Source organism: Nitrobacter sp. (genome assembly GCF_051535215.1).
Lineage (GTDB): Bacteria > Pseudomonadota > Alphaproteobacteria > Rhizobiales > Xanthobacteraceae > Nitrobacter.
Genome location: NZ_JBPPLY010000007.1, coordinates 1 through 17,919 on the forward strand (window position 1 = coordinate 1; position 17,919 = coordinate 17,919).

A 17,919-nucleotide genomic window follows, 5' to 3' on the forward strand; every position below is an offset into this window, starting at 1 on the left:
AGCGCGCGCAATACGAGTCGATGGTGACGGCGCACGCGCAAGCCAACGGCGTTCCCGTCGAACTGGTCCATCGCGTCATCGTGCGGGAGAGCCGCTATAATCCGCGCGCCGTTCATCGCGGCAACTATGGCATGATGCAAATCAAGCTCGCGACCGCGCGGGGCCTCGGCTACACCGGCACCGCCGAGGGGCTGCTTGATCCGGAAACCAATCTCACCTACGCCGTGAAGTATCTCGCCGGCGCCTATCGCGCCGCTCACGGCAACCACGACCGCGCCGTGGCCTATTATGCCGGCGGCTACTACTACGTCGCAAAGCGGCAGCGGCTACAGGGTCATCACGAGACCATGAGCGCCGCCGCGGAATTCCCCGGCGCGCCGCTGTCGATCGCGCCGCGCTGAAGTTTGCGAGCCGGAACTGTTTCAATCCAGCGACGGCCTGATCTGCGGAGCGAGGTTGGCGGTCCGCATATGCAGCACCGCGCAGGCGCAGCTATTGGCGGCAAAACATAATTTCGGGTAAAATGCCGGAACCGCGTGAGAGTCTGCGTTCCCGCGTTGACACGCCGATCCATCGGCCTAAATAATAGATGTTCCGAGGGGAGCTCCGTCAGGGAGCTGAGATATCGCCCGTTCGCGATTGTCGCGACAGCGCGGTGACCCTTTGAACCTGATCCGGGTCATGCCGGCGAAGGGACAGGGATGTTTCAGAATACGCGTGAGATAGGTGGGGATTCCCCCATCGCTGTGATCGGCGCAGGCATTGCGGGCGCGTGGCAGGCTTTGCTTTTCGCCAAGGCAGGCCACGCTGTCACGCTTCACGAACGCGGCAACGATGCCATGACGCAAGCCACCAGCCACTGGGCGGGCGGCATGCTGGCGCCGTGGTGCGAGGCGGAGGTCTCCGAGCCTCTCGTCACGCGCCTCGGCCTTCGTTCGCTCGCGCTGTGGCGCGAGCACGTTCCCGACACACCTTTCAACGGATCCCTGGTGGTGGCGCATCCGCGAGACCGCTCCGACTTCGAACGTTTCGCGCGCATGACGTCAGGGCACCGGCGCATTCAGGGCGATGACGTGAGCAGGCTCGAGCCGTCGCTCGACGGACGGTTTCGCGAAGCGCTGTTCTTCCCGGACGAAGGTCATGTCGAGCCGCGCCACGTGTTGCCGGAGTTGCACGCGCGCATCCGCGACGCCGGCGGCGTCATTGCGTTCAACAGCGCGCCCAAACCGGCCGACGTCGAGGGACTCGTAAGCGAAGGTCTTGCGATCGATTGCCGCGGCCTCGCCGCGCGCGATGCGCTTCCCGATCTGCGCGGCGTCAAAGGCGAGATGGTGATCGTCGAAACCGACGAGATCGCCCTGGCGCGCCCGGTGCGGCTCCTACATCCGCGCTGGCCGCTCTACATCATTCCCCGCGAGGGCAACCGCTTCATGATCGGCGCCACCTCGATCGAGCGCGAGGATGACGGCGTCAGCGTGCGTTCCGCGCTGGAACTGCTCAGCGCGGCTTATGCCGTGCATCCGGCCTTCGGCGAGGCGCGGATCGTGGAGATCGGTTCGGGTCTGCGCCCAGCGTTTCCCGACAACCTGCCACGCATCGCGATCGGCAAGGACCGTATCGCCGTCAATGGGCTTTACCGTCATGGCTTTCTCCTGGCGCCGGCGCTGGCGGAACTGACGGTCGGCTATGTCGCTCGGGGCGAGATCGACAACGAGGTGATGCAATGCGGATGACGTCATGCAGGTGATCGTCAACGGCGAACAGCGGGAGATCGCGGCGCAGACAGTCGACGCGCTGCTGAACGAACTTGCCTACGAGGGCACGCATGTCGCGATCGCAGTCAACTTCGAAGTGCTGCCGAAAAGCCGATGGGCAGACGCTCTTCTGAAGAGCGGCGACGAGATCGAGATCATCACGCCGCGGCAGGGAGGATGAGCGATGGATTTATTTACTTTCGCAACAACACTTGACGTCATTCCAGGGTGCTCGCGCAGCGAGCGAACCCGAAATCCGGACACTTCTGCAACCGGCGCAACTGGATTCCGGGTTCGCGCCTTCGGCACGCCCCGGAATGACCGGGAGATTTGAATGGTCAACTTTTACGGCAAATCGTTTTCCTCCCGCCTCCTGATCGGCACGGCGCTATATCCGTCGCCGAAGATCATGCAGGATGCGATCCGTGCCGCCGGCAGCCAGATCGTCACGGTGTCGCTGCGGCGGGAGACCGCGGGCGGCAAAACCGGCGACGCGTTCTGGTCGCTGATCCGCGAGCTCGACGTCACCGTGCTTCCGAACACCGCCGGGTGTCGCAGCGTGCGCGAAGCCGTCACCACGGCGAAGCTCGCGCGCGAGTTGTTCGGCACGCCGTGGATCAAGCTCGAGGTGATCGCCGACAACGACACGCTGCAGCCTGATGTCGTCGGCCTCGTCGAAGCTGCGTTGATCCTGATCGAGGACGGTTTCGAGGTGTTCCCCTATTGCACCGAGGACCTGAGCGTCTCCATGCGGCTGGTCGATGCCGGCTGCAAGGTGGTGATGCCATGGGCCGCGCCGATCGGCAGCGCGAAGGGCATCACCAATCGCAACGCCTTGCGGCTGCTGCGCGAGCGGCTGCCCGATATCACGCTCGTCGTCGATGCCGGCATCGGCGCGCCCTCACACGCGGCGCACGCTCTCGAGCTCGGCTACGACGCGGTGCTCTTGAACACCGCCGTGGCCAAGGCCGCCGATCCGGTCGCCATGGCCGGCGCATTCAAGCTCGCGGTCGAAGCCGGCCGCAGCGCCCATGAAGCGGGTCTGATGGAAGCCCGGGACTTCGCCTCCCCGTCAACGCCTGTGGTAGGGACACCGTTCTGGCATGCCGTATCCTGATCGCTTCTATCCCGTCGTCGATACGCTGGACTGGGTGCGTCGCCTGGCCGGACTCGGCGTCGGCACGCTGCAGTTGCGCGCGAAAGACCTCAACGATGGCGAGGCGCTGCAACTCGTCAGCGACGCGTTGGAAATCGTCAGGGGCACACCAACGCGACTCGTGATCAACGACTACTGGCGCGCGGCGATCGTCGCCGGCGCAGAGCATGTGCATCTTGGCCAGGAAGATCTGGCGGAGGCGGACGTCAACGAGATCCGCAAAGCCGGATTGACGCTCGGGCTCTCCACTCACGACGATACTGAACTCGAAACCGCGTTGGCGGCCGAACCGGACTACGTCGCGCTCGGTCCGATTTTTCCGACCACGCTGAAATCGATGCGCTTCGCGCCGCAGGGCATTGCGAAAATCTCCGAATGGAAAAAGCGTGTCGGCAATATCCCGCTGGTCGCGATCGGCGGCATCAAGCTGGAACAGGCGGCGGAGATTTTCGCTGCCGGCGCGGATTCCATCGCGGTCGTCAGCGACGTGACGCAGAACCCGGACCCCGACGCTCGGGTGAAAGCATGGCTCGAACAGGTGACTGAAGCTGCATGAGGTGCCGTCATGCAAACATCCGTCTTTATCGCACGGCTGATCGGCCCGGTCATGATGACGGCCGGTCTTGCCGTGCTGCTCAACCGCCAGAGCTTTCATGCGATGGCCGAGGAGTTTCTGGCCAGCCGCGCGCTGATGTTCCTCGGCGGCCTGATGGTCATGCTTGGCGGCCTCGCCATCGTGCTGACCCACAACGTCTGGACATCGGACTGGCGCGTGATCGTGACGCTGTTCGGCTGGCTGCTGGTTGTCGCCGGCGCCATCCGCATCATCGAGCCGCCATTCCTTTATACGGGCGGGCGCGCGTTCCTGCGCCACCCCGCCATGGCGACGATCGCCGGGCTGATCTGGCTCGCGATCGGCGCCGTCTTCTGCCTGCTCGGCTATTTGCATTGAACTCGTCTCGAACCGGAGAAACGCCATGAACATCCGCTCCAATCCGGACAAGACCCGTCCCGCCGTCACCACCGGCGCCCTCCCCGCTTCGCGCAAGATTTTCTCGGTTCCCGATGCTGCGCCGGACCTGCGCGTACCGCTGCGGGAGATCATTCTCTCCGAAGGCGCGGGCGAACCGAACCTGCCGGTCTATGATACGTCGGGTCCCTATACCGACCCGAACGTCATTATCGACGTGAATGCCGGCCTGCCGCGCACGCGCCTCGCCTGGGTGAAGGAGCGTGGCGGCGTCGAGGAATATGAGGGCCGCGAGATCAAGCCGGAAGACAACGGCAATGTCGGTGCGACGCACGCCGCGGCTGCCTTCAAGGCGCATCACAGGCCGCTGCGCGGCGTCGGCGATGCGCCGATCACCCAGCTCGAATTCGCCCGCGCCGGCATCATCACCAAGGAGATGATCTACGTCGCCGAACGCGAGAACATCGGGCGCAAGAAGCAGCTCGAACGCGCCGAAACCGCCTTGGCCGAGGGCGAGTCCTTCGGCGCATCCGTTCCCGCTTTCATCACGCCGGAATTCGTGCGCGAGGAGATCGCGCGCGGCCGCGCCATCATCCCTTCCAACATCAACCACGCCGAATTGGAGCCGATGATCATCGGCCGCAATTTCCTGGTGAAGATCAATGCCAACATCGGCAACTCGGCCGTAACATCCTCGGTTGAAGAGGAAGTCGACAAGATGGTGTGGGCGATCCGCTGGGGCGCCGACACGGTGATGGACCTTTCGACCGGCCGCAACATCCACACCACGCGCGAATGGATTTTGCGCAACTCCCCCGTGCCGATCGGAACCGTGCCGATCTATCAGGCGCTGGAAAAGTGCGACGGCGATCCGGTCAAGCTGACCTGGGAGCTTTACCGCGACACGCTGGTGGAGCAATGCGAACAGGGCGTCGATTACTTCACCATCCACGCCGGCGTGCGGCTGCCCTATATCCATCTTACCGCGAACCGCGTCACCGGCATCGTCTCGCGCGGCGGCTCGATCATGGCGAAGTGGTGCCTCGCCCATCACAAGGAGAGCTTCCTTTACACGCACTTCGAAGAGATCTGCGACCTCATGCGCAAATACGACGTGTCGTTCTCGCTGGGCGACGGCCTGCGTCCCGGCTCGATCGCCGATGCCAACGACCGTGCGCAGTTCGCCGAACTGGAAACGCTCGGTGAACTGACGCAGATCGCGTGGAAGAAGGGTTGCCAGGTGATGATCGAAGGTCCCGGCCATGTGCCGATGCACAAGATCAAGATCAACATGGACAAGCAGCTTAAGGAGTGCGGCGAGGCGCCGTTCTATACGCTGGGCCCGCTGACCACCGATATCGCGCCGGGCTACGATCACATCACGTCGGGTATCGGTGCTGCGATGATCGGCTGGTTCGGCTGCGCGATGCTGTGTTACGTGACGCCAAAGGAGCACCTCGGCCTGCCGAACCGCGACGACGTCAAGACCGGCGTCATCACCTACAAGATCGCGGCGCATGCCGCCGATCTTGCCAAGGGCCATCCGGCGGCGCAACTGCGCGATGATGCGCTGTCGCGCGCGCGGTTCGATTTCCGCTGGCAGGACCAGTTCAACATCGGCCTAGATCCCGAGACCGCGGTCGCTTTCCACGACGAGACGCTGCCGAAGGAGGCGCACAAGGTCGCGCATTTCTGCTCCATGTGCGGGCCGAAGTTCTGCTCGATGAAGATCACGCAGGACGTGCGCGACTACGCCGCGACGCTCGGCGACAACGAGAAGGCGGCGCTCGGTTTAAGCGCGGGTGTGACGATGAAAGGCACGATCGAGGACGGCATGGCGCAAATGTCGGAGAAATTTAAGGAGATGGGCTCAAACGTCTATCTCGACGCGGAGAAGGTAAAGGAGAGCAACAAGGTGTTGTGAATACGACAACGCCGAACTTTGAGCGGTGATCCCATGCTGGAAACGGACAAGGCTTTCACCGGCTCGGTCCCAGAAAACTACGACCGCCATATGGTGCCATTGATTTTCGAGTCGTACGCCGCGGACATGGCGCAACGCGCGGCGACGTTATCGCCGAGCACCGTTCTGGAAGTCGCTGCGGGTACGGGAGTCGTCACCCGGGCACTGGCGCCGAAGTTGTCGGCCGACGCGAGCTATACCGTCACCGACCTCAACCGGCCGATGCTCGACTACGCCGCTTCGCGGCTACCTCCCGACAGCCGCATCACATGGCGACAGGCGGATGCGCTGGCGCTGCCGTTCGAAAACGCAGCCTTCGATCTCGTTTGTTGTCAGTTCGGCGCGATGTTCTTTCCCGACCGCACGGCGGCTTACCGCGAAGCCAAGCGAGTCCTGAAGCCTGGAGGACATTTTTTATTCAGCGTATGGGATCGCATCGAAGAGAACGTCTTTGCGGATGACGTGACAAATGCTCTCGCAAGGATGTTTCCGAACGATCCGCCGCTCTTTCTGGCGCGCACACCGCACGGCTATCACGATACGGCACTGATCCGCAGCGAACTGGAGCACGCAGGTTTCTCCCGCGCAACGATCGAGACGCGAGCCGAACAGAGCCGCGCACCCTCGCCGCGCGTTCCGGCCGTCGCGTATTGTCAGGGAACGGTTCTTCGCAACGAAATCGAGGCTAGAGATCCCGGAAAGCTGGAAGCTGCAACCGATTACGCCACGTCCGCGATTGCAGACAGGCATGGCAGCGGCGAAGTTGCCGCCAAAATTCAGGCCCACGTCATTATGGTCGCGGTCTAGGTTTTGGACTATTCAGAACGGCCATAAGCTCAAATCGACAACCAGTAACAAGGGGTAGTGCGCTTGAGTTTTGTCCGCTTTGTTCGCTGCTCCTTGTCTTCGCTGAGCGATGATAGCAGTCCTTTCCAGAACTTGAATGAGACGCCAAAGCGATCCGATAGGGCTCCTTCATGATCCCGAAATCCCGCCTCGATGCGCTGACCGACGGCGTGTTCAGCGTCGCGATGACGCTGCTGGTGATCGACCTGCGGCTACCGGAAACATTCCAGCCGCAGAGCGCTGCGGACCTGCTGCATCGTATCGTTGAGCTCGGCAGCCAACTGCTCGTCTATGTCATCAGCTTCTATGTGCTGGCGCTACGCTGGACCAGCATGGTGAAGCTGGCGCCGCGCGGGGAGGACGTCAGCGACGCCTACACCAAATGGGCGATGCTGCATCTTCTGCTCATCACGCTGGTGCCGTTTACGACGATGTTGATTGGTCGTTATCCGACGCTGGCGCCTGCCGTGTGGTTCTATGCGGCGAACACCGTGGCCTTTGCGCTTGTGGCGGCACGCATGATCACATTGTCCGAACACCACCCCACCGAAACGCGCAAGATCGAGGACCGCATCGGCCTGACCATGCTGATCGCATCCGCCGTCGCCGCTGTTCTCATTAGCCTCGTCGAGCCGAAATGGGCGCTGTTCGGCTTCGTGCTGAATTCGTTGGATGCGCCCCTTCGGAGGCTCGTCAATCGGCGCGCCAAGCCGGGACGCGGATAAGCGATATCCGGGACTAAGGCTGACAATCCGCATATCGCTTCGCTCACGCGGGCCACTCGCCTCAGAAAGGTAACAACTGACGGAGGCGTTCCCGGCGCTTGCAACAAGCGCGAACCTTTTGCAATCTGCCGCGACAAAATTCGGGGATCGTCCGCATCGCAAGGAAAAAGACCATGATGCCGTTGTTTCGGGCGATTGCCCTCTTGTCCGCCGCAGTCTTCGGCCTTTCTCTCGCATCCGCTACCGCGCAAGACAAGACCTCTCCTTCGCCGCCGCCTTCGCAGCTCGTCGAAAAACTCAACGCCTATGTCGGCTGCATCAACCGCCTGTCGGAGCGGTCGTATGAGTCACGCAACCGCTATTTCTCCTGGGCGAAGAAAACCGGGCCGACCGGCAAGGAGCGCATCATCTACGGCACCTACACCATCTACGACACGTCGGATTGCAAAAAGAACGTCGAGAAGGCCAATGCGCTGGAGCCGCGCGACGCCGATCTCGAGGCCGCTGCTTCCGCTTATGCCGAAGCGGTCGGCACACTCGAACCGCTCCTGAAGGAGACGGACGAGTATTACGAGCAGGAGAACTACAAGGACGACAAGATGGCCAAAGGCAAGGCGCTGCATCCGCGCCTGGTCGCGGCATGGGATGCATTCGCGAGCGCGGACAAGAAGCTGCGCGCCGGGGTCGAGACCATCAAGGACAAGCAGGCAGCGGAACAACTCGCCGCGCTCGAGGCGAAGGAAGGCCGTAAGGTGCGCTATCACGTCGAGGCGCTGATGATCCACGCCAAGCGCTTGCTGCGCGCCGAAGACACGGAAAAGCCGGACATCGCAGCGATCACGGCGGCGCTGGGCGAATATGAGGCCGCGGTGAAGGCGGCCGAAGAGGCCTCCGGCAGGGATGGCGACGCGAAGCTCGGCTCTTTTTTCATGAGCAACGCCAAGTCATATCTGACAACGGCGAAGCAACTGATGCGCCGCGTCCGCGACAAGGTGCCCTACAGCCAGGGCGACCGCATGATGCTCGGGGGCGGCGGCGGCTGGATGGTCGAGGGCTCGCCGCCGCGGCTGCTCCGCGACTACAACCAGTTGATCGAAAGCTACAACCGCGGCGCCACCATCTGAGCCGGCCTCGTGCGCGTGCTTCTGCGCCGACGCGTCGACGCGCGCCCGCGTCGCTATCGCATCGTGATCGCAAGGCCGGAGAGATCGGCATTGGCCATCAGGCCGAACTGACGGCCGGAGAGTTCCAGCACCGCGCCCTTCTGGTTGCTCAGCACGATGGCGCGGGCGCCGCCACCGATCGCAAGCCCTGCGCCGGCTGCTCCATACACGCCGGCGACATCCGAAGGACGATTGATGCGGCTGACGCGGCCGTGCAGCACGGTCTTCGATCCTCCGAACACCAGGCCATAGTCCAGGCCGCCGACCGAAAGCGGATAGCGCCGTCCGTGGAAGGTGAGCGTACCGCCGCCACCGGACGCGCCGATGATCCAGCCGCCTTTATAGATCGTCAGCGTCACCGTGCCGCTGTCGGCGCGGGCTGCGGAGCACAGGCCAAGGCAGACGGCCAGCGCGATCAAAACGGCGCGAAGCCGAGATGTTGACGGCATGGGAGCGTTCTCCGGAGTTCGAAGGAAGGACGTGATTCGGATGGCTCGCAAGCGTAAGGAGCGAACGCGGCAAGCGCAATCGTCGGCACCGGCGCATCCACTTTCGCGAGACGATTGGCGATCACGGCGATCGCGTCACAGCCGCCGCGGGGTACCCGCCCTGTTTTGTAACGGCGATGGCAGGCCGGGATGGTTAGGACGTGACGTGCCTTGGAATGCCTTCGAACGGGCGAAGCGATTCGTCTTTGCATGACGCGCAATCAATACTTGCGATAAACGAAAACACAATTCGCGTTAAATTCTGTTTCGCATAACACATTCTACTGTTACGCGTATTTTTTTCGGCAAAACCGCGCGCTTTTCCCTTGTTTTGCGGCTTGCTCGGGGATCGCAGCAATTGTTAAGAATCTGGTAACCATATCATTAGCCATATGGCCGGGGATGGGGGTCTCAATCCAGTCAGCTTCCTTGAGAAGCAGCTTCGGAGGGACTGATGACCCAGGATTTGCAAACCGGAGCGCAACGGCCGCAGCAGGATCAAGCTGCGCTGACGCCGGACGCGGTGATCCCGCTGCTGGTCGGCTCCACGGTCACCGAAGTCGAACGGGAGCTTGTGTTGCAGACGCTCGCGCGTTGCGACGGCAACCGCACGCGCGCCGCAAGGGTGCTCGGTGTATCGGTGCGCACGCTGCGTAATAAGATCCGGCAGTATGAAGCCATGGGGTTGGAGGTGCCCGATCACGGCTGATTGCGGGGCTGGGTCGATGCACGAAGCCGCTAGCGGCGTGGACATTCCCGGTAGCCGAACTTGTCGATGATATCCGCGCCCGAGATGGCGTGGAATTCCAGCGTGTCCATGTAGTGATGATCCATCACGTACTGACGCAGTTTCGGATTATAGGCATTCAGCATGCGCTGGGTCGATGCAGCGTTGATCCGCCTCTGGCGATCGTGCCCCGAATGAAACAGAAGTCGCGCGCCACGCTCGACACAGACATTCCGCACGCCGAGGAACAGCGTGCAGTTCGACTGGCAGTGCCCCTTGATGCGAAACAGTTCGCCGCTGGCGTTGACGCGATCGATCTCCGGTTGAAAGTCCTTGATCCAGCCGCCCATGCCGAACCGTTCCGACGTCGCGGCGCGGGCCGAGGACGGCATTGCCGGACAAAGCACCCCGACCAGACAGAATGCGCCGATGAGACAAGTCAGGTATTTCATCTTGTCCCCTTCCCTATAGGTTAAGCGCCGGCGCGATCAGCCGAACCGCGCCCGGCTGCGTTCGCGTGCCTTTTCCGCTTCCACCCCACGATCGCGCGCGGGCGCCTGCGTGTGCAGCGACGCCAGCAGATGATGGGCCGCATGCGCGACGTCATAGACGGCGCGATCGAACGCCGCCTTATTCGCCGCCGACGGCTTGTTGAAGCCTGAAAGCTTGCGGACGAATTGCAAGGCCGAGGCGTGAATCTCCCCGTCCGTCGCCGGCGGTTCGAAATTGAACAGCGTCTTGATGTTGCGGCACATGAGGCTCGTCTCCGGCTCAGCCTGTCGCCAAGCCGGATCATACCTCGTCATGGCCGGTGCCGCCACCGGCATCCCGCGCTGTCCGGATCCCTCGGCAATCGCTTGCCGCCGCGGCCACGCCCTCCTATGAACAGCATCATGACATTGACGCCCCCCAAGGCCGAACGCCGGCCGCACACCTCCACCCATCACGGCATCACCCTGAGCGACGACTACGCCTGGCTGAAGGATGCGAACTGGCAGCAGGTGCTGCGCGAGCCGTCCTTACTGGCGCCGGACATCCGCGCTTACCTGGAGGCCGAAAACGCTTATTCAAACGGCCTGCTCGCTGCCACCGAACCGTTGCAAAAAGAACTCGTCGCGGAAATGCGCGGCCGCATCAAGGAGGACGATTCCACCGTCCCCTCGCCCGACGGACCCTTCGCCTATTTCACCAAATACCGCGAGGGCGGACAGCATCGGATGATCGGCCGACAGCCGCGCGACGGCGGCGACGCCCGCTTCATCCTCGATGGCGACACGCTTGCCGAAGGCAAGAAATTCTTCAAGCTCGGCGACGCGCGGCACTCCTCCGACCATCGCCTTGAGGCGTGGAGCGTCGACGATCGCGGCTCGGAATATTTCACGATCCGGATCCGCGACTGGGACAGCGGCGTCGATCTCGCCGACGTAATCGAGGAGAGCGACGGCGGCGTGGTGTGGACCGCTGATTCACGCGCGTTCTACTACGTCAAGCTCGACGACAATCATCGCCCGATGCAGGTCTACCGCCACCGGCTCGGGACGCCGCAATCCGACGACGTGCTGGTTTACGAAGAACAGGACGCAGGCTGGTTCACGCATATCCATGAAAGCGCGAGCGGTCGCTTCTGCGTGATCGCTGGCGGCGATCACGAAACCTCCGAGCAGCGGCTGATCGATCTCGCAAAACCCGATGAGCCGCCGCGCCTGATCGCGGCGCGCGAGGGCGGCGTGCAGTATTCCGTCGCCGATCGGGGCAGCGAACTTTTCATCCTCACCAATGCCGACGGCGCGATCGACTTCAAGATCGTGACCGCGCCGCTAGCCGCGCCCGAACGCGCGAACTGGCGCGACCTGATCGCGTATCGTCCCGGCACCTACGTGCTCGACTTTGAGCTTTATTCCGGCCACATGGTGCGGCTCGAACGCGCCAACGCGCTGCCCTCGATCGTGATCCGCGATCTTGCAACCAGCGAGGACCACGCGATCGCCTTCGACGAGGCCGCCTATTCGCTCGACACCCACGGCGGCTACGAATTCGACACCACCACCTTGCGCTTCAGCTACTCGTCGATGACGACGCCATCTGAGGTGTTCGACTACGACATGGCGAGCCGCACGCGCACGTTGCGCAAGCGCCAGGAGATTCCGTCAGGACACGATCCTGCAAATTACATCACCACCCGCATCATGGCGAAGGCAAACGACGGGGCCGAGGTACCGGTGTCGATCCTGCATCGCAAGGATTTCGCGCGCAGCGGCCGCGCGCCGCTGCTGCTCTACGGCTACGGCTCCTACGGTTACGCGATGCCGGCGTCGTTCTCGGCCAACCGGTTGTCGCTGGTCGATCGCGGCTTCGTTTATGCCATCGCGCATATCCGCGGCGGCACGGACAAGGGCTGGGGCTGGTATCTCGACGGCAAGCGCGAGAAGAAGATCAACAGCTTTGACGATTTCGCCGCCTGCGCCCGCGCGCTGATCGCCGCGGACTACACGTCCGCGAAGAATATCGTCGGCCACGGCGGCAGCGCCGGCGGCATGCTGATGGGCGCGGTCGCCAACCGCGCCGGCGAGTTGTTCGCCGGCATCGTCGCGGAGGTGCCGTTCGTCGACGTGCTTAACACCATGCTCGACGACACGCTGCCGCTGACCCCGCCGGAATGGCCGGAATGGGGCAACCCTATTACAAGCGACAAGGACTTCCGCACCATCCTGTCCTATTCGCCTTACGAGAACGTCGCGGCGAAAGACTATCCGGCTATCCTCGCCATGGGCGGACTGACCGATCCTCGCGTCACCTATTGGGAGCCGGCGAAATGGATCGCGCGGCTGCGCGCCACAATGACATCCGGCGGCCCCGTTCTGCTGCGGACCAACATGGGCGCGGGGCACGGCGGCGCATCGGGCCGCTTCGACCGTCTTGATGAAGTTGCCCTCGCCTATGCCTTCGCACTGTGGGCGGTAAAACGCGACCGGACGTCAGCGGACTGACGACAGACGCAAAAAAGCCGGCGCTCGAAGGCGCCGGCTTTTCGGAAGGCGGAAGTTCGTGATCAGTCGTGGTCCATTTCGCCGATATGTTTCTGCGAGTAAAGCTCGACGCCGATCTTCTTGATGAGATCGATCTGGGTTTCGAGGAAGTCGATATGGCTTTCCTCGTCCTTCATCAGGCTCTCGAACAGATCGCGGGTGACGTAGTCCTTTACCGAATGGCAGTGGGTCGCCGCCTCTTCGTAGAGAGCGCGCGCCGAATATTCCGCCTTGAGATCGCAATCCATCACCTCGCCGACGTTCTGGCCGATGTGCAGGGGATCGAGCACCTGCAGGTTCGGAAAACCATCAAGGAAGATGATGCGGTCGATCAGCTTGTCGGCGTGTTCCATTTCCTCGATGGATTCCGCGCGCCATTTCTTCGCGAGATCCTTGATGCCCCAGTTGTCCAGCAACCGGTAATGCAGCCAATACTGGTTGATGGCGGTCAGTTCGTGGCGAAGCGCCTTGTTCAGATAGTCGACAACTTTCGGTTCGCCCTTCATGGAGCAGCTCCTGTTCTATGTGCTTTAATGCTGGCAGGCGGCCGTCGCGCCCGCCGATCTAATTTAGAATACTTCTAAATCAGATTCGGCAGCGCAACAACCCCCAAGAAAGGACGGTCAGCCATTCGCCGGCAAAGCGAGCGCAAAAGGCTATGGGCCAGGTGAATGGGAGATCAGAGGGTGATTTCAGTCTGAATTTGCTCGACTTCCGCGCGCAGTGCAGAGTGGGGACACCCTTCGCAACATTTCCGGGCACAAGCGCCGAGCGCTTCCTTGATGATGGTTCTGATCGTTCGGGCACATCGGCCGCATTCCGCACTGCATCCGAGACATCCGTAGACCTGCCGGGGAGAGCGCCGCAGGTCATCCGGTGCTGTTACGGCGGAGCGAACATCGTGATCGGTCAACACGTTACAGGAGCAAACAATCATAGACGGAACCCAATTGTGGTACGCGGACCCGGGCAGATATTGTTGGAGCACGTTGCGAAACGCAAAGGGAAAACCGGTTGTTTGAAGCTATTCCAAATTGCCTGAGGAGCGGCTCCAGCCGAATTCCCGCGCCTCCCTCTCGATACGAGGTAACTTACTGAAATACATAATCAAACTTTCACGATGAATTCCGGATCGTGGTCTCATCGGGCCGCCACGTTCATTAATCGTTCAAACCGGATGTGAAATCGTCCATCCACAGCACACCCAGATTGTTGTGGATAGACGCAAGAGAAAAGGTGAAGCCATGAAGAGACAGATATTGGCCTTGGCGACTGCCGCCGCGCTGGTCACAGCCGTTGCCGCGCCTCAAGCCGCCGAAGCACGCGGTGGCCGCGTCGCTGCCGGCGTCGTTGGCGGATTGATCGGCGGCGCCATCCTCGGCGGAGCGCTGGCGGGGCCGGGCTATTATTATGGTCCCGGATATTACGGTCCGGGATACGGGTACTATGGCGGCCCCGGCTACGGCTATTACGGCCCGGGCTATGTCGCGGCGCCGGGCTGCTATTGGCAGCGTCAGCGCTTCTGGGACGGCTACGGCTGGCGGATTCGGCGGGTGCGGGTGTGCGGCTGATCAGCGGCGGCCTTATCGAATCAATCTCCGGATTGTACTATTGGCGTTTTCCGGAAGGCTGAGCGTGATGGCCTGAAAAAGCCGTTATTTCGGCCAACTGACTTGCGAACGTTTGCATCGGGTTGATGTCAGGCGCTTCGGGGTGGGACGGCCGATTTGAACGGCGGCGTTGCAAGTTGCTCTAAACCTGGCGCCGGTCGTGGTGCTACTCTCAGGAGAGACTTCAAGATGAAGAAGACAGTTTTCGCCCTTCTCGCGGCTGCTACGGTCGCGGGAGGTTCAATAGCGACGGCTCCGCAGGCGCATGCGGGCGGCGGCGATGTCGCAGCCGGTATCGCTGGAGGTTTGATCGGCGGCGCCCTTATCGGCGGCGCAATTGCCAACAGCCGTCCGGCCTATGCCGCGCCGGCCCCGGTCTATGTGGAAGAACCCCCATGCCACATGGTGCGCGAGAGGTTCTGGGACGGATATGGCTGGCGCTTCCGCCGCATCCGGGTTTGCGACTGATCCAGACCTTCTGACGATTCGATTTGAAGACCCGGTCTCACGGCCGGGTTTTTTCTTTTGTCGAGAACGCGTAGCCTCTCCACTTCTGATGGAATCAGAAACGGGGCTTCATGATTTTGATTTGGCGCGTTTTCTTTACGCGAACCGGTTTTCCACTTCGCCCGGAAACGCTAGGGATCAGCGCGCGCCATTCATTGCGCGCAGCACCGCGTCGCTGGGCCAACAATCGACTTTAAGTTTGGCCGACTTCTGGTAAGCGCCGACGGCTGCGCGTGTCAGCATCCCGGCCTTGCCGTCGATCTTGTCCTTGTACAGGCCGATCCGCGTCAGATAGCGCTGCATCGCCTCGACGTCACGGCTGCGCAACTGCGTCGATGCCGACCACGGCGTCGCGAACGGCAGCGGACTGGTCATGCGGTCGGCGAGATGGCCGACGAACAGCACGTAGAGATCGGAGAAATTGTATTCCTTGATGACGAAGTAGTTCTTCGTGGTGAGAAACGACGGGCCATAAATCCCTTCCGGTTGCAACAGCGAGGCCGACTGCGCGCGCTCCGCTGCGGTCAAATGTTGTCCGCGCACCGGCGAGAATCCCTCGCGCAGCCATTCGCCGATCGGCCTGGTCACCTCCGGCACGCCCTCCGTGCAATCGACGTTCGCCGGTGCGCGCACCTCGTAGGCCCAGCGCACGCCGGGCTGCCAGCCCTTGTTGACCAGTTGCTGTGCGGCCGAGGCCAGCGCATCGGGCACCGAGGTCCAGATGTCGACGCGGCTATCGCCGTCGAAATCGACACCATGCTTTGCAAGTTCGGACGGCAGGAACTGCGTGAGGCCCGTCGCGCCGCCCCACGACGCGCGGAAGTTCTTGCGCGAGACGTCGCCGTGCTGCAACAGCAGCAACCCGTCGATGAATTCGGTGCGGTACTGGTCCTTGCGGCGGCCGACATAAGCCTGCGTCGCCAGCACGCGCATCGCATCGTAAGGAAGCGTGTAGCGGCCATAGTCGGTCTCCCGGCCCCAGATCGCGAGGATGATCGGCGCCGGCACGCCGAAACGCTTTTCGATCGCGCTCAGCGTCGGGCGATATTTCTGCATCAGCCGCTGCCCTTCAGTCGCCAGCCGCGCGATGCTGCCCTCCTTGATGTAATCCGCCGGCACCTGGACCAATTCCGCCTGCGACGGCGCACCGGTCGCGGGCCGGCCGGGCAGGATCAGATCGGGAAGCTTGTAGTCGGGCTCGAGTGTCGCCGTCACGGCATCGAAGGTCGCGCGCGAGACGCCGGCCTGTTGCGCCGCGGGCCACAGCGAAGCGATGAACTGCGTGAAGCCAGCATCGGCCGCTTGCGCCGGCGGCACTCCGGCGCCGAGAGCGAGCGCGACCATGATCGCGATCGCAAGCCGCCGCAGAGGATTCCGGCCGGCGGCGGCCACCCTCAATGCTCCGCCTGGCCGTGCGTGCCGTTCGGCCCGCTCGAGATGCGATCGGCAAGCGCGATGCCGATCGCCGAAATGATGAAGACGACATGGATGATGGTCTGCCACATCACGCCGCTCTCGGTGTAATTCGTGGTGCGCGCCGCACTGCCGAGGTTTCCGGCCTCGATGAAGGTCCGCAGCAGATGAATCGACGAGATGCCGATGATCGCCATTGCCAGCTTGATCTTGAGAACGCTGGCGTTGACGTGGCTGAGCCACTCCGGCTCGTCTGGGTGGCCCTCCAGATTGAGCCGCGACACAAAGGTCTCATAACCGCCGACAATGACCATCACCAGAAGATTCGAGATCATCACCACGTCGATGAGGCCAAGCACCACCAGCATGATCTGCTGCTCGGTGAAATCGAAGGAGTGCGCGATAAGATGCCATAATTCCTTCAGGAACAGGACGACATAGACGCCCTGGGCGATAATAAGGCCGATATAAAGCGGCAACTGCAGCCAGCGCGAGGAAAAGATCAGCATCGGCAACGGGCGCAGGGCGGCCCTCTTCACAATTTGCGGAGTTTCAGGCGTCGGGGACATCACGCGGTCTCATCGTGGAGGGGAGAAGCCTTCTATTCCATTCGTCATGACGGAATCGAGAGTATGCACCGCGGCAAAATGCAGCGCGGCATCCGCTTCGGTATCAATCGCGGGGCTCGCGGCCTCACCTGATCGCAACCAGGAAGAACCGCGGAAAGCGCAGCAGCACCTTGCCGTCGGCCTGCAACGGATAGGCGGCGGCGATACGCGCGGTGTATTCGCGCAAGAACTCTTTTCGCTCGGCGGGCTCGAGCGGATCGAGGAAGGGCCGCAGGCCGGTGCCCTTCACCCATTCGACGATCGCCGCAGCCTCCGTCAGGACATGGTTATAAATCGTGTGCCAGATCTCGATGCGCCGACACAGCGGCCGCAGCGCGTCGTAGTAGCCGCCCGGCCGCAGCAGCCTGTCTTTCGCCCTCGCGGCGTCCACAAGCGTTTCGCGCCACGGTCCCGAATGAGCCACCTCGCGCATCATGACGTGGCTGGGCTCGTCGAGATTGTCCGGCATCTGCACCGCCAGCACGCCGCCTGACGGCAGTGCGTCGAGCAGGCGCTGCAACTGGCGCAGATGATCCGGCACCCACTGGAAGATCGCATTGGCGAACAGCAGGTCGGTGTTCGCTGGAGGGACCCAGTGCGTGACATTGGCTTCGATGAATGTCTGTTCCGGCAGACGCTCCCGCGCCCGCCGCAGCATATCGGCGGATGTATCGATGCCGATGATCTCGGCCTGCGGCCAGCGCTCGACCAGCAGTTCGGTGGAATTGCCCGGACCGCAGCCGATATCGACGGCCTTGCGCGGCGCGCTCAACGGAATCTGCGCCAGCAGATCGCGCGAGGGCCGCGTCCGCTCGTCCTCGAACTTCAGATATTGCTCGGCACTCCAGTCGTCCATCGCCTCTCTCCCAACTCCTTTCACACCAACAAGCGGGAGCGGGCAAGTCAACACCGATCGCGGCGGAAAGACGGACGTCATGAAGGTCCGGCGTGATCCGCCTTTCG

The 17,919-nt window shown here is 62.5% G+C and carries 22 protein-coding genes and 1 riboswitch; of the genes, 14 read left to right on the forward strand and 8 right to left on the reverse strand.

The features are described 5' to 3' along the window. The 10 genes from ACS3WB_RS09090 to ACS3WB_RS09135 all read left to right on the forward strand — a co-directional run. On the forward strand, positions 1-401 hold a 401-nt coding region (locus ACS3WB_RS09090; protein ID WP_438275242.1), incomplete at its 5' end, for a transglycosylase SLT domain-containing protein. Between the two features lie 186 nt (positions 402-587). Next, a riboswitch (TPP riboswitch) is annotated at positions 588-714 on the forward strand. Further along, positions 702-1,733: a glycine oxidase ThiO gene (gene thiO / locus ACS3WB_RS09095; RefSeq protein WP_438275243.1), complete on the forward strand. Its 1,032-nt coding sequence runs from the start codon at positions 702-704 to the stop codon at positions 1,731-1,733. It overlaps the preceding riboswitch by 13 nt. A 4-nt stretch (positions 1,734-1,737) precedes the next feature. Beyond that, positions 1,738-1,935: a sulfur carrier protein ThiS gene (gene thiS, locus ACS3WB_RS09100; RefSeq protein ID WP_438275244.1), complete on the forward strand. Its 198-nt coding sequence runs from the start codon at positions 1,738-1,740 to the stop codon at positions 1,933-1,935. Positions 1,936-2,088: 153 nt separating this feature from the next. Then, positions 2,089-2,871, forward strand: a complete 783-nt coding sequence (locus ACS3WB_RS09105) for a thiazole synthase (protein ID WP_438275245.1) — start codon at positions 2,089-2,091, stop codon at positions 2,869-2,871. After that, a complete protein-coding gene (locus tag ACS3WB_RS09110; RefSeq protein WP_438275246.1) occupies positions 2,858-3,466 on the forward strand; it encodes a thiamine phosphate synthase in 609 nt (202 codons plus the stop codon). The genes ACS3WB_RS09105 and ACS3WB_RS09110 overlap by 14 nt, the downstream gene beginning before the upstream one ends. 9 nt (positions 3,467-3,475) lie before the next feature. Beyond that, on the forward strand, positions 3,476-3,862 hold the full coding sequence (locus tag ACS3WB_RS09115; RefSeq protein ID WP_438275247.1) for a hypothetical protein: 387 nt from the start codon (positions 3,476-3,478) through the stop codon (positions 3,860-3,862). 25 nt (positions 3,863-3,887) lie between these two features. Continuing rightward, positions 3,888-5,804 carry a phosphomethylpyrimidine synthase ThiC gene (gene thiC / locus ACS3WB_RS09120; RefSeq protein WP_438275248.1) on the forward strand — a complete coding sequence of 639 codons (1,917 nt, stop codon included), beginning with the start codon at positions 3,888-3,890 and terminating at the stop codon, positions 5,802-5,804. 33 nt (positions 5,805-5,837) lie between these two features. Next, positions 5,838-6,650, forward strand: coding sequence for a class I SAM-dependent methyltransferase (locus tag ACS3WB_RS09125; protein ID WP_438275249.1), 813 nt, complete (start codon positions 5,838-5,840; stop codon positions 6,648-6,650). 170 nt (positions 6,651-6,820) lie between these two features. Then, positions 6,821-7,414, forward strand: coding sequence for a TMEM175 family protein (locus ACS3WB_RS09130; RefSeq protein ID WP_438275250.1), 594 nt, complete (start codon positions 6,821-6,823; stop codon positions 7,412-7,414). 173 nt (positions 7,415-7,587) lie between these two features. Beyond that, positions 7,588-8,538, forward strand: coding sequence for a YiiG family protein (locus ACS3WB_RS09135; protein ID WP_438275251.1), 951 nt, complete (start codon positions 7,588-7,590; stop codon positions 8,536-8,538). A gap of 53 nt (positions 8,539-8,591) precedes the next feature. On the opposite strand, the gene ACS3WB_RS09140 is transcribed toward ACS3WB_RS09135, so the two are convergent. Then, a complete protein-coding gene (locus tag ACS3WB_RS09140) occupies positions 8,592-9,026 on the reverse strand; it encodes a hypothetical protein (protein WP_438275252.1) in 435 nt (144 codons plus the stop codon). Positions 9,027-9,519: 493 nt separating this feature from the next. Here ACS3WB_RS09140 and ACS3WB_RS09145 point away from each other — a divergent pair, with 493 nt between their 5' ends. Further along, positions 9,520-9,774 carry a helix-turn-helix domain-containing protein gene (locus tag ACS3WB_RS09145; RefSeq protein WP_438275253.1) on the forward strand — a complete coding sequence of 85 codons (255 nt, stop codon included), beginning with the start codon at positions 9,520-9,522 and terminating at the stop codon, positions 9,772-9,774. Positions 9,775-9,803: 29 nt separating this feature from the next. Here the strand turns inward: ACS3WB_RS09145 and ACS3WB_RS09150 are convergent, their stop codons facing one another. Beyond that, positions 9,804-10,244 carry a hypothetical protein gene (locus ACS3WB_RS09150; protein ID WP_438275254.1) on the reverse strand — a complete coding sequence of 147 codons (441 nt, stop codon included), beginning with the start codon at positions 10,242-10,244 and terminating at the stop codon, positions 9,804-9,806. A 36-nt stretch (positions 10,245-10,280) separates the two neighbouring features. Further along, positions 10,281-10,547 (reverse strand): DUF2277 domain-containing protein, encoded by a 267-nt coding sequence (locus ACS3WB_RS09155; RefSeq protein ID WP_438275255.1) that lies wholly within the window; start codon positions 10,545-10,547, stop codon positions 10,281-10,283. Between the two features lie 138 nt (positions 10,548-10,685). Between ACS3WB_RS09155 and ACS3WB_RS09160 the strand changes: the two genes are divergently transcribed. Continuing rightward, positions 10,686-12,779, forward strand: coding sequence for a S9 family peptidase (locus ACS3WB_RS09160; protein ID WP_438275256.1), 2,094 nt, complete (start codon positions 10,686-10,688; stop codon positions 12,777-12,779). Between the two features lie 62 nt (positions 12,780-12,841). Here the strand turns inward: ACS3WB_RS09160 and bfr are convergent, their stop codons facing one another. Further along, positions 12,842-13,324, reverse strand: a complete 483-nt coding sequence (gene bfr / locus ACS3WB_RS09165) for a bacterioferritin (protein WP_438275257.1) — start codon at positions 13,322-13,324, stop codon at positions 12,842-12,844. Positions 13,325-13,497: 173 nt separating this feature from the next. Next, positions 13,498-13,755: a (2Fe-2S)-binding protein gene (locus ACS3WB_RS09170; protein WP_438275258.1), complete on the reverse strand. Its 258-nt coding sequence runs from the start codon at positions 13,753-13,755 to the stop codon at positions 13,498-13,500. 307 nt (positions 13,756-14,062) lie between these two features. On the opposite strand from ACS3WB_RS09170, the gene ACS3WB_RS09175 reads away from it, so the two are divergent. Further along, positions 14,063-14,389 (forward strand): hypothetical protein, encoded by a 327-nt coding sequence (locus tag ACS3WB_RS09175; protein ID WP_438275259.1) that lies wholly within the window; start codon positions 14,063-14,065, stop codon positions 14,387-14,389. Positions 14,390-14,617: 228 nt separating this feature from the next. Beyond that, entirely contained in the window at positions 14,618-14,896 is a 279-nt protein-coding gene (locus tag ACS3WB_RS09180) for a hypothetical protein (RefSeq protein ID WP_438275260.1), read from the forward strand. 177 nt (positions 14,897-15,073) lie between these two features. On the opposite strand, the gene ACS3WB_RS09185 is transcribed toward ACS3WB_RS09180, so the two are convergent. From ACS3WB_RS09185 to tam, 3 genes are all read right to left on the reverse strand, one after another. Then, positions 15,074-16,279 (reverse strand): lytic murein transglycosylase, encoded by a 1,206-nt coding sequence (locus ACS3WB_RS09185; RefSeq protein ID WP_438275367.1) that lies wholly within the window; start codon positions 16,277-16,279, stop codon positions 15,074-15,076. Between the two features lie 50 nt (positions 16,280-16,329). After that, entirely contained in the window at positions 16,330-16,917 is a 588-nt protein-coding gene (locus tag ACS3WB_RS09190; RefSeq protein ID WP_438275261.1) for a TIGR00645 family protein, read from the reverse strand. 124 nt (positions 16,918-17,041) lie between these two features. Next, on the reverse strand, positions 17,042-17,812 hold the full coding sequence (gene tam, locus ACS3WB_RS09195) for a trans-aconitate 2-methyltransferase (RefSeq protein WP_438275262.1): 771 nt from the start codon (positions 17,810-17,812) through the stop codon (positions 17,042-17,044). Between the last annotated feature and the right edge of the window lie 107 nt (positions 17,813-17,919).

Bases quoted from the DNA above. Each gene is read 5' to 3' on its own strand.
- ACS3WB_RS09170 (WP_438275258.1), bottom strand. From the start codon at position 13,755: ATGATTGTTTGCTCCTGTAACGTGTTGACCGATCACGATGTTCGCTCC.
- thiC (WP_438275248.1), top strand. From the start codon at position 3,888: ATGAACATCCGCTCCAATCCGGACAAGACCCGTCCCGCCGTCACCACC.
- ACS3WB_RS09125 (WP_438275249.1), top strand. From the start codon at position 5,838: ATGCTGGAAACGGACAAGGCTTTCACCGGCTCGGTCCCAGAAAACTAC.
- ACS3WB_RS09130 (WP_438275250.1), top strand. From the start codon at position 6,821: ATGATCCCGAAATCCCGCCTCGATGCGCTGACCGACGGCGTGTTCAGC.
- bfr (WP_438275257.1), bottom strand. From the start codon at position 13,324: ATGAAGGGCGAACCGAAAGTTGTCGACTATCTGAACAAGGCGCTTCGC.
- thiS (WP_438275244.1), top strand. From the start codon at position 1,738: ATGCAGGTGATCGTCAACGGCGAACAGCGGGAGATCGCGGCGCAGACA.
- ACS3WB_RS09115 (WP_438275247.1), top strand. From the start codon at position 3,476: ATGCAAACATCCGTCTTTATCGCACGGCTGATCGGCCCGGTCATGATG.
- ACS3WB_RS09185 (WP_438275367.1), bottom strand. From the start codon at position 16,279: ATGGTCGCGCTCGCTCTCGGCGCCGGAGTGCCGCCGGCGCAAGCGGCC.
- ACS3WB_RS09175 (WP_438275259.1), top strand. From the start codon at position 14,063: ATGAAGAGACAGATATTGGCCTTGGCGACTGCCGCCGCGCTGGTCACA.
- ACS3WB_RS09110 (WP_438275246.1), top strand. From the start codon at position 2,858: ATGCCGTATCCTGATCGCTTCTATCCCGTCGTCGATACGCTGGACTGG.
- ACS3WB_RS09155 (WP_438275255.1), bottom strand. From the start codon at position 10,547: ATGTGCCGCAACATCAAGACGCTGTTCAATTTCGAACCGCCGGCGACG.
- ACS3WB_RS09145 (WP_438275253.1), top strand. From the start codon at position 9,520: ATGACCCAGGATTTGCAAACCGGAGCGCAACGGCCGCAGCAGGATCAA.
- ACS3WB_RS09140 (WP_438275252.1), bottom strand. From the start codon at position 9,026: ATGCCGTCAACATCTCGGCTTCGCGCCGTTTTGATCGCGCTGGCCGTC.
- thiO (WP_438275243.1), top strand. From the start codon at position 702: ATGTTTCAGAATACGCGTGAGATAGGTGGGGATTCCCCCATCGCTGTG.
- ACS3WB_RS09180 (WP_438275260.1), top strand. From the start codon at position 14,618: ATGAAGAAGACAGTTTTCGCCCTTCTCGCGGCTGCTACGGTCGCGGGA.
- tam (WP_438275262.1), bottom strand. From the start codon at position 17,812: ATGGACGACTGGAGTGCCGAGCAATATCTGAAGTTCGAGGACGAGCGG.
- ACS3WB_RS09190 (WP_438275261.1), bottom strand. From the start codon at position 16,917: ATGTCCCCGACGCCTGAAACTCCGCAAATTGTGAAGAGGGCCGCCCTG.
- ACS3WB_RS09150 (WP_438275254.1), bottom strand. From the start codon at position 10,244: ATGAAATACCTGACTTGTCTCATCGGCGCATTCTGTCTGGTCGGGGTG.
- ACS3WB_RS09105 (WP_438275245.1), top strand. From the start codon at position 2,089: ATGGTCAACTTTTACGGCAAATCGTTTTCCTCCCGCCTCCTGATCGGC.
- ACS3WB_RS09160 (WP_438275256.1), top strand. From the start codon at position 10,686: ATGACATTGACGCCCCCCAAGGCCGAACGCCGGCCGCACACCTCCACC.
- ACS3WB_RS09135 (WP_438275251.1), top strand. From the start codon at position 7,588: ATGATGCCGTTGTTTCGGGCGATTGCCCTCTTGTCCGCCGCAGTCTTC.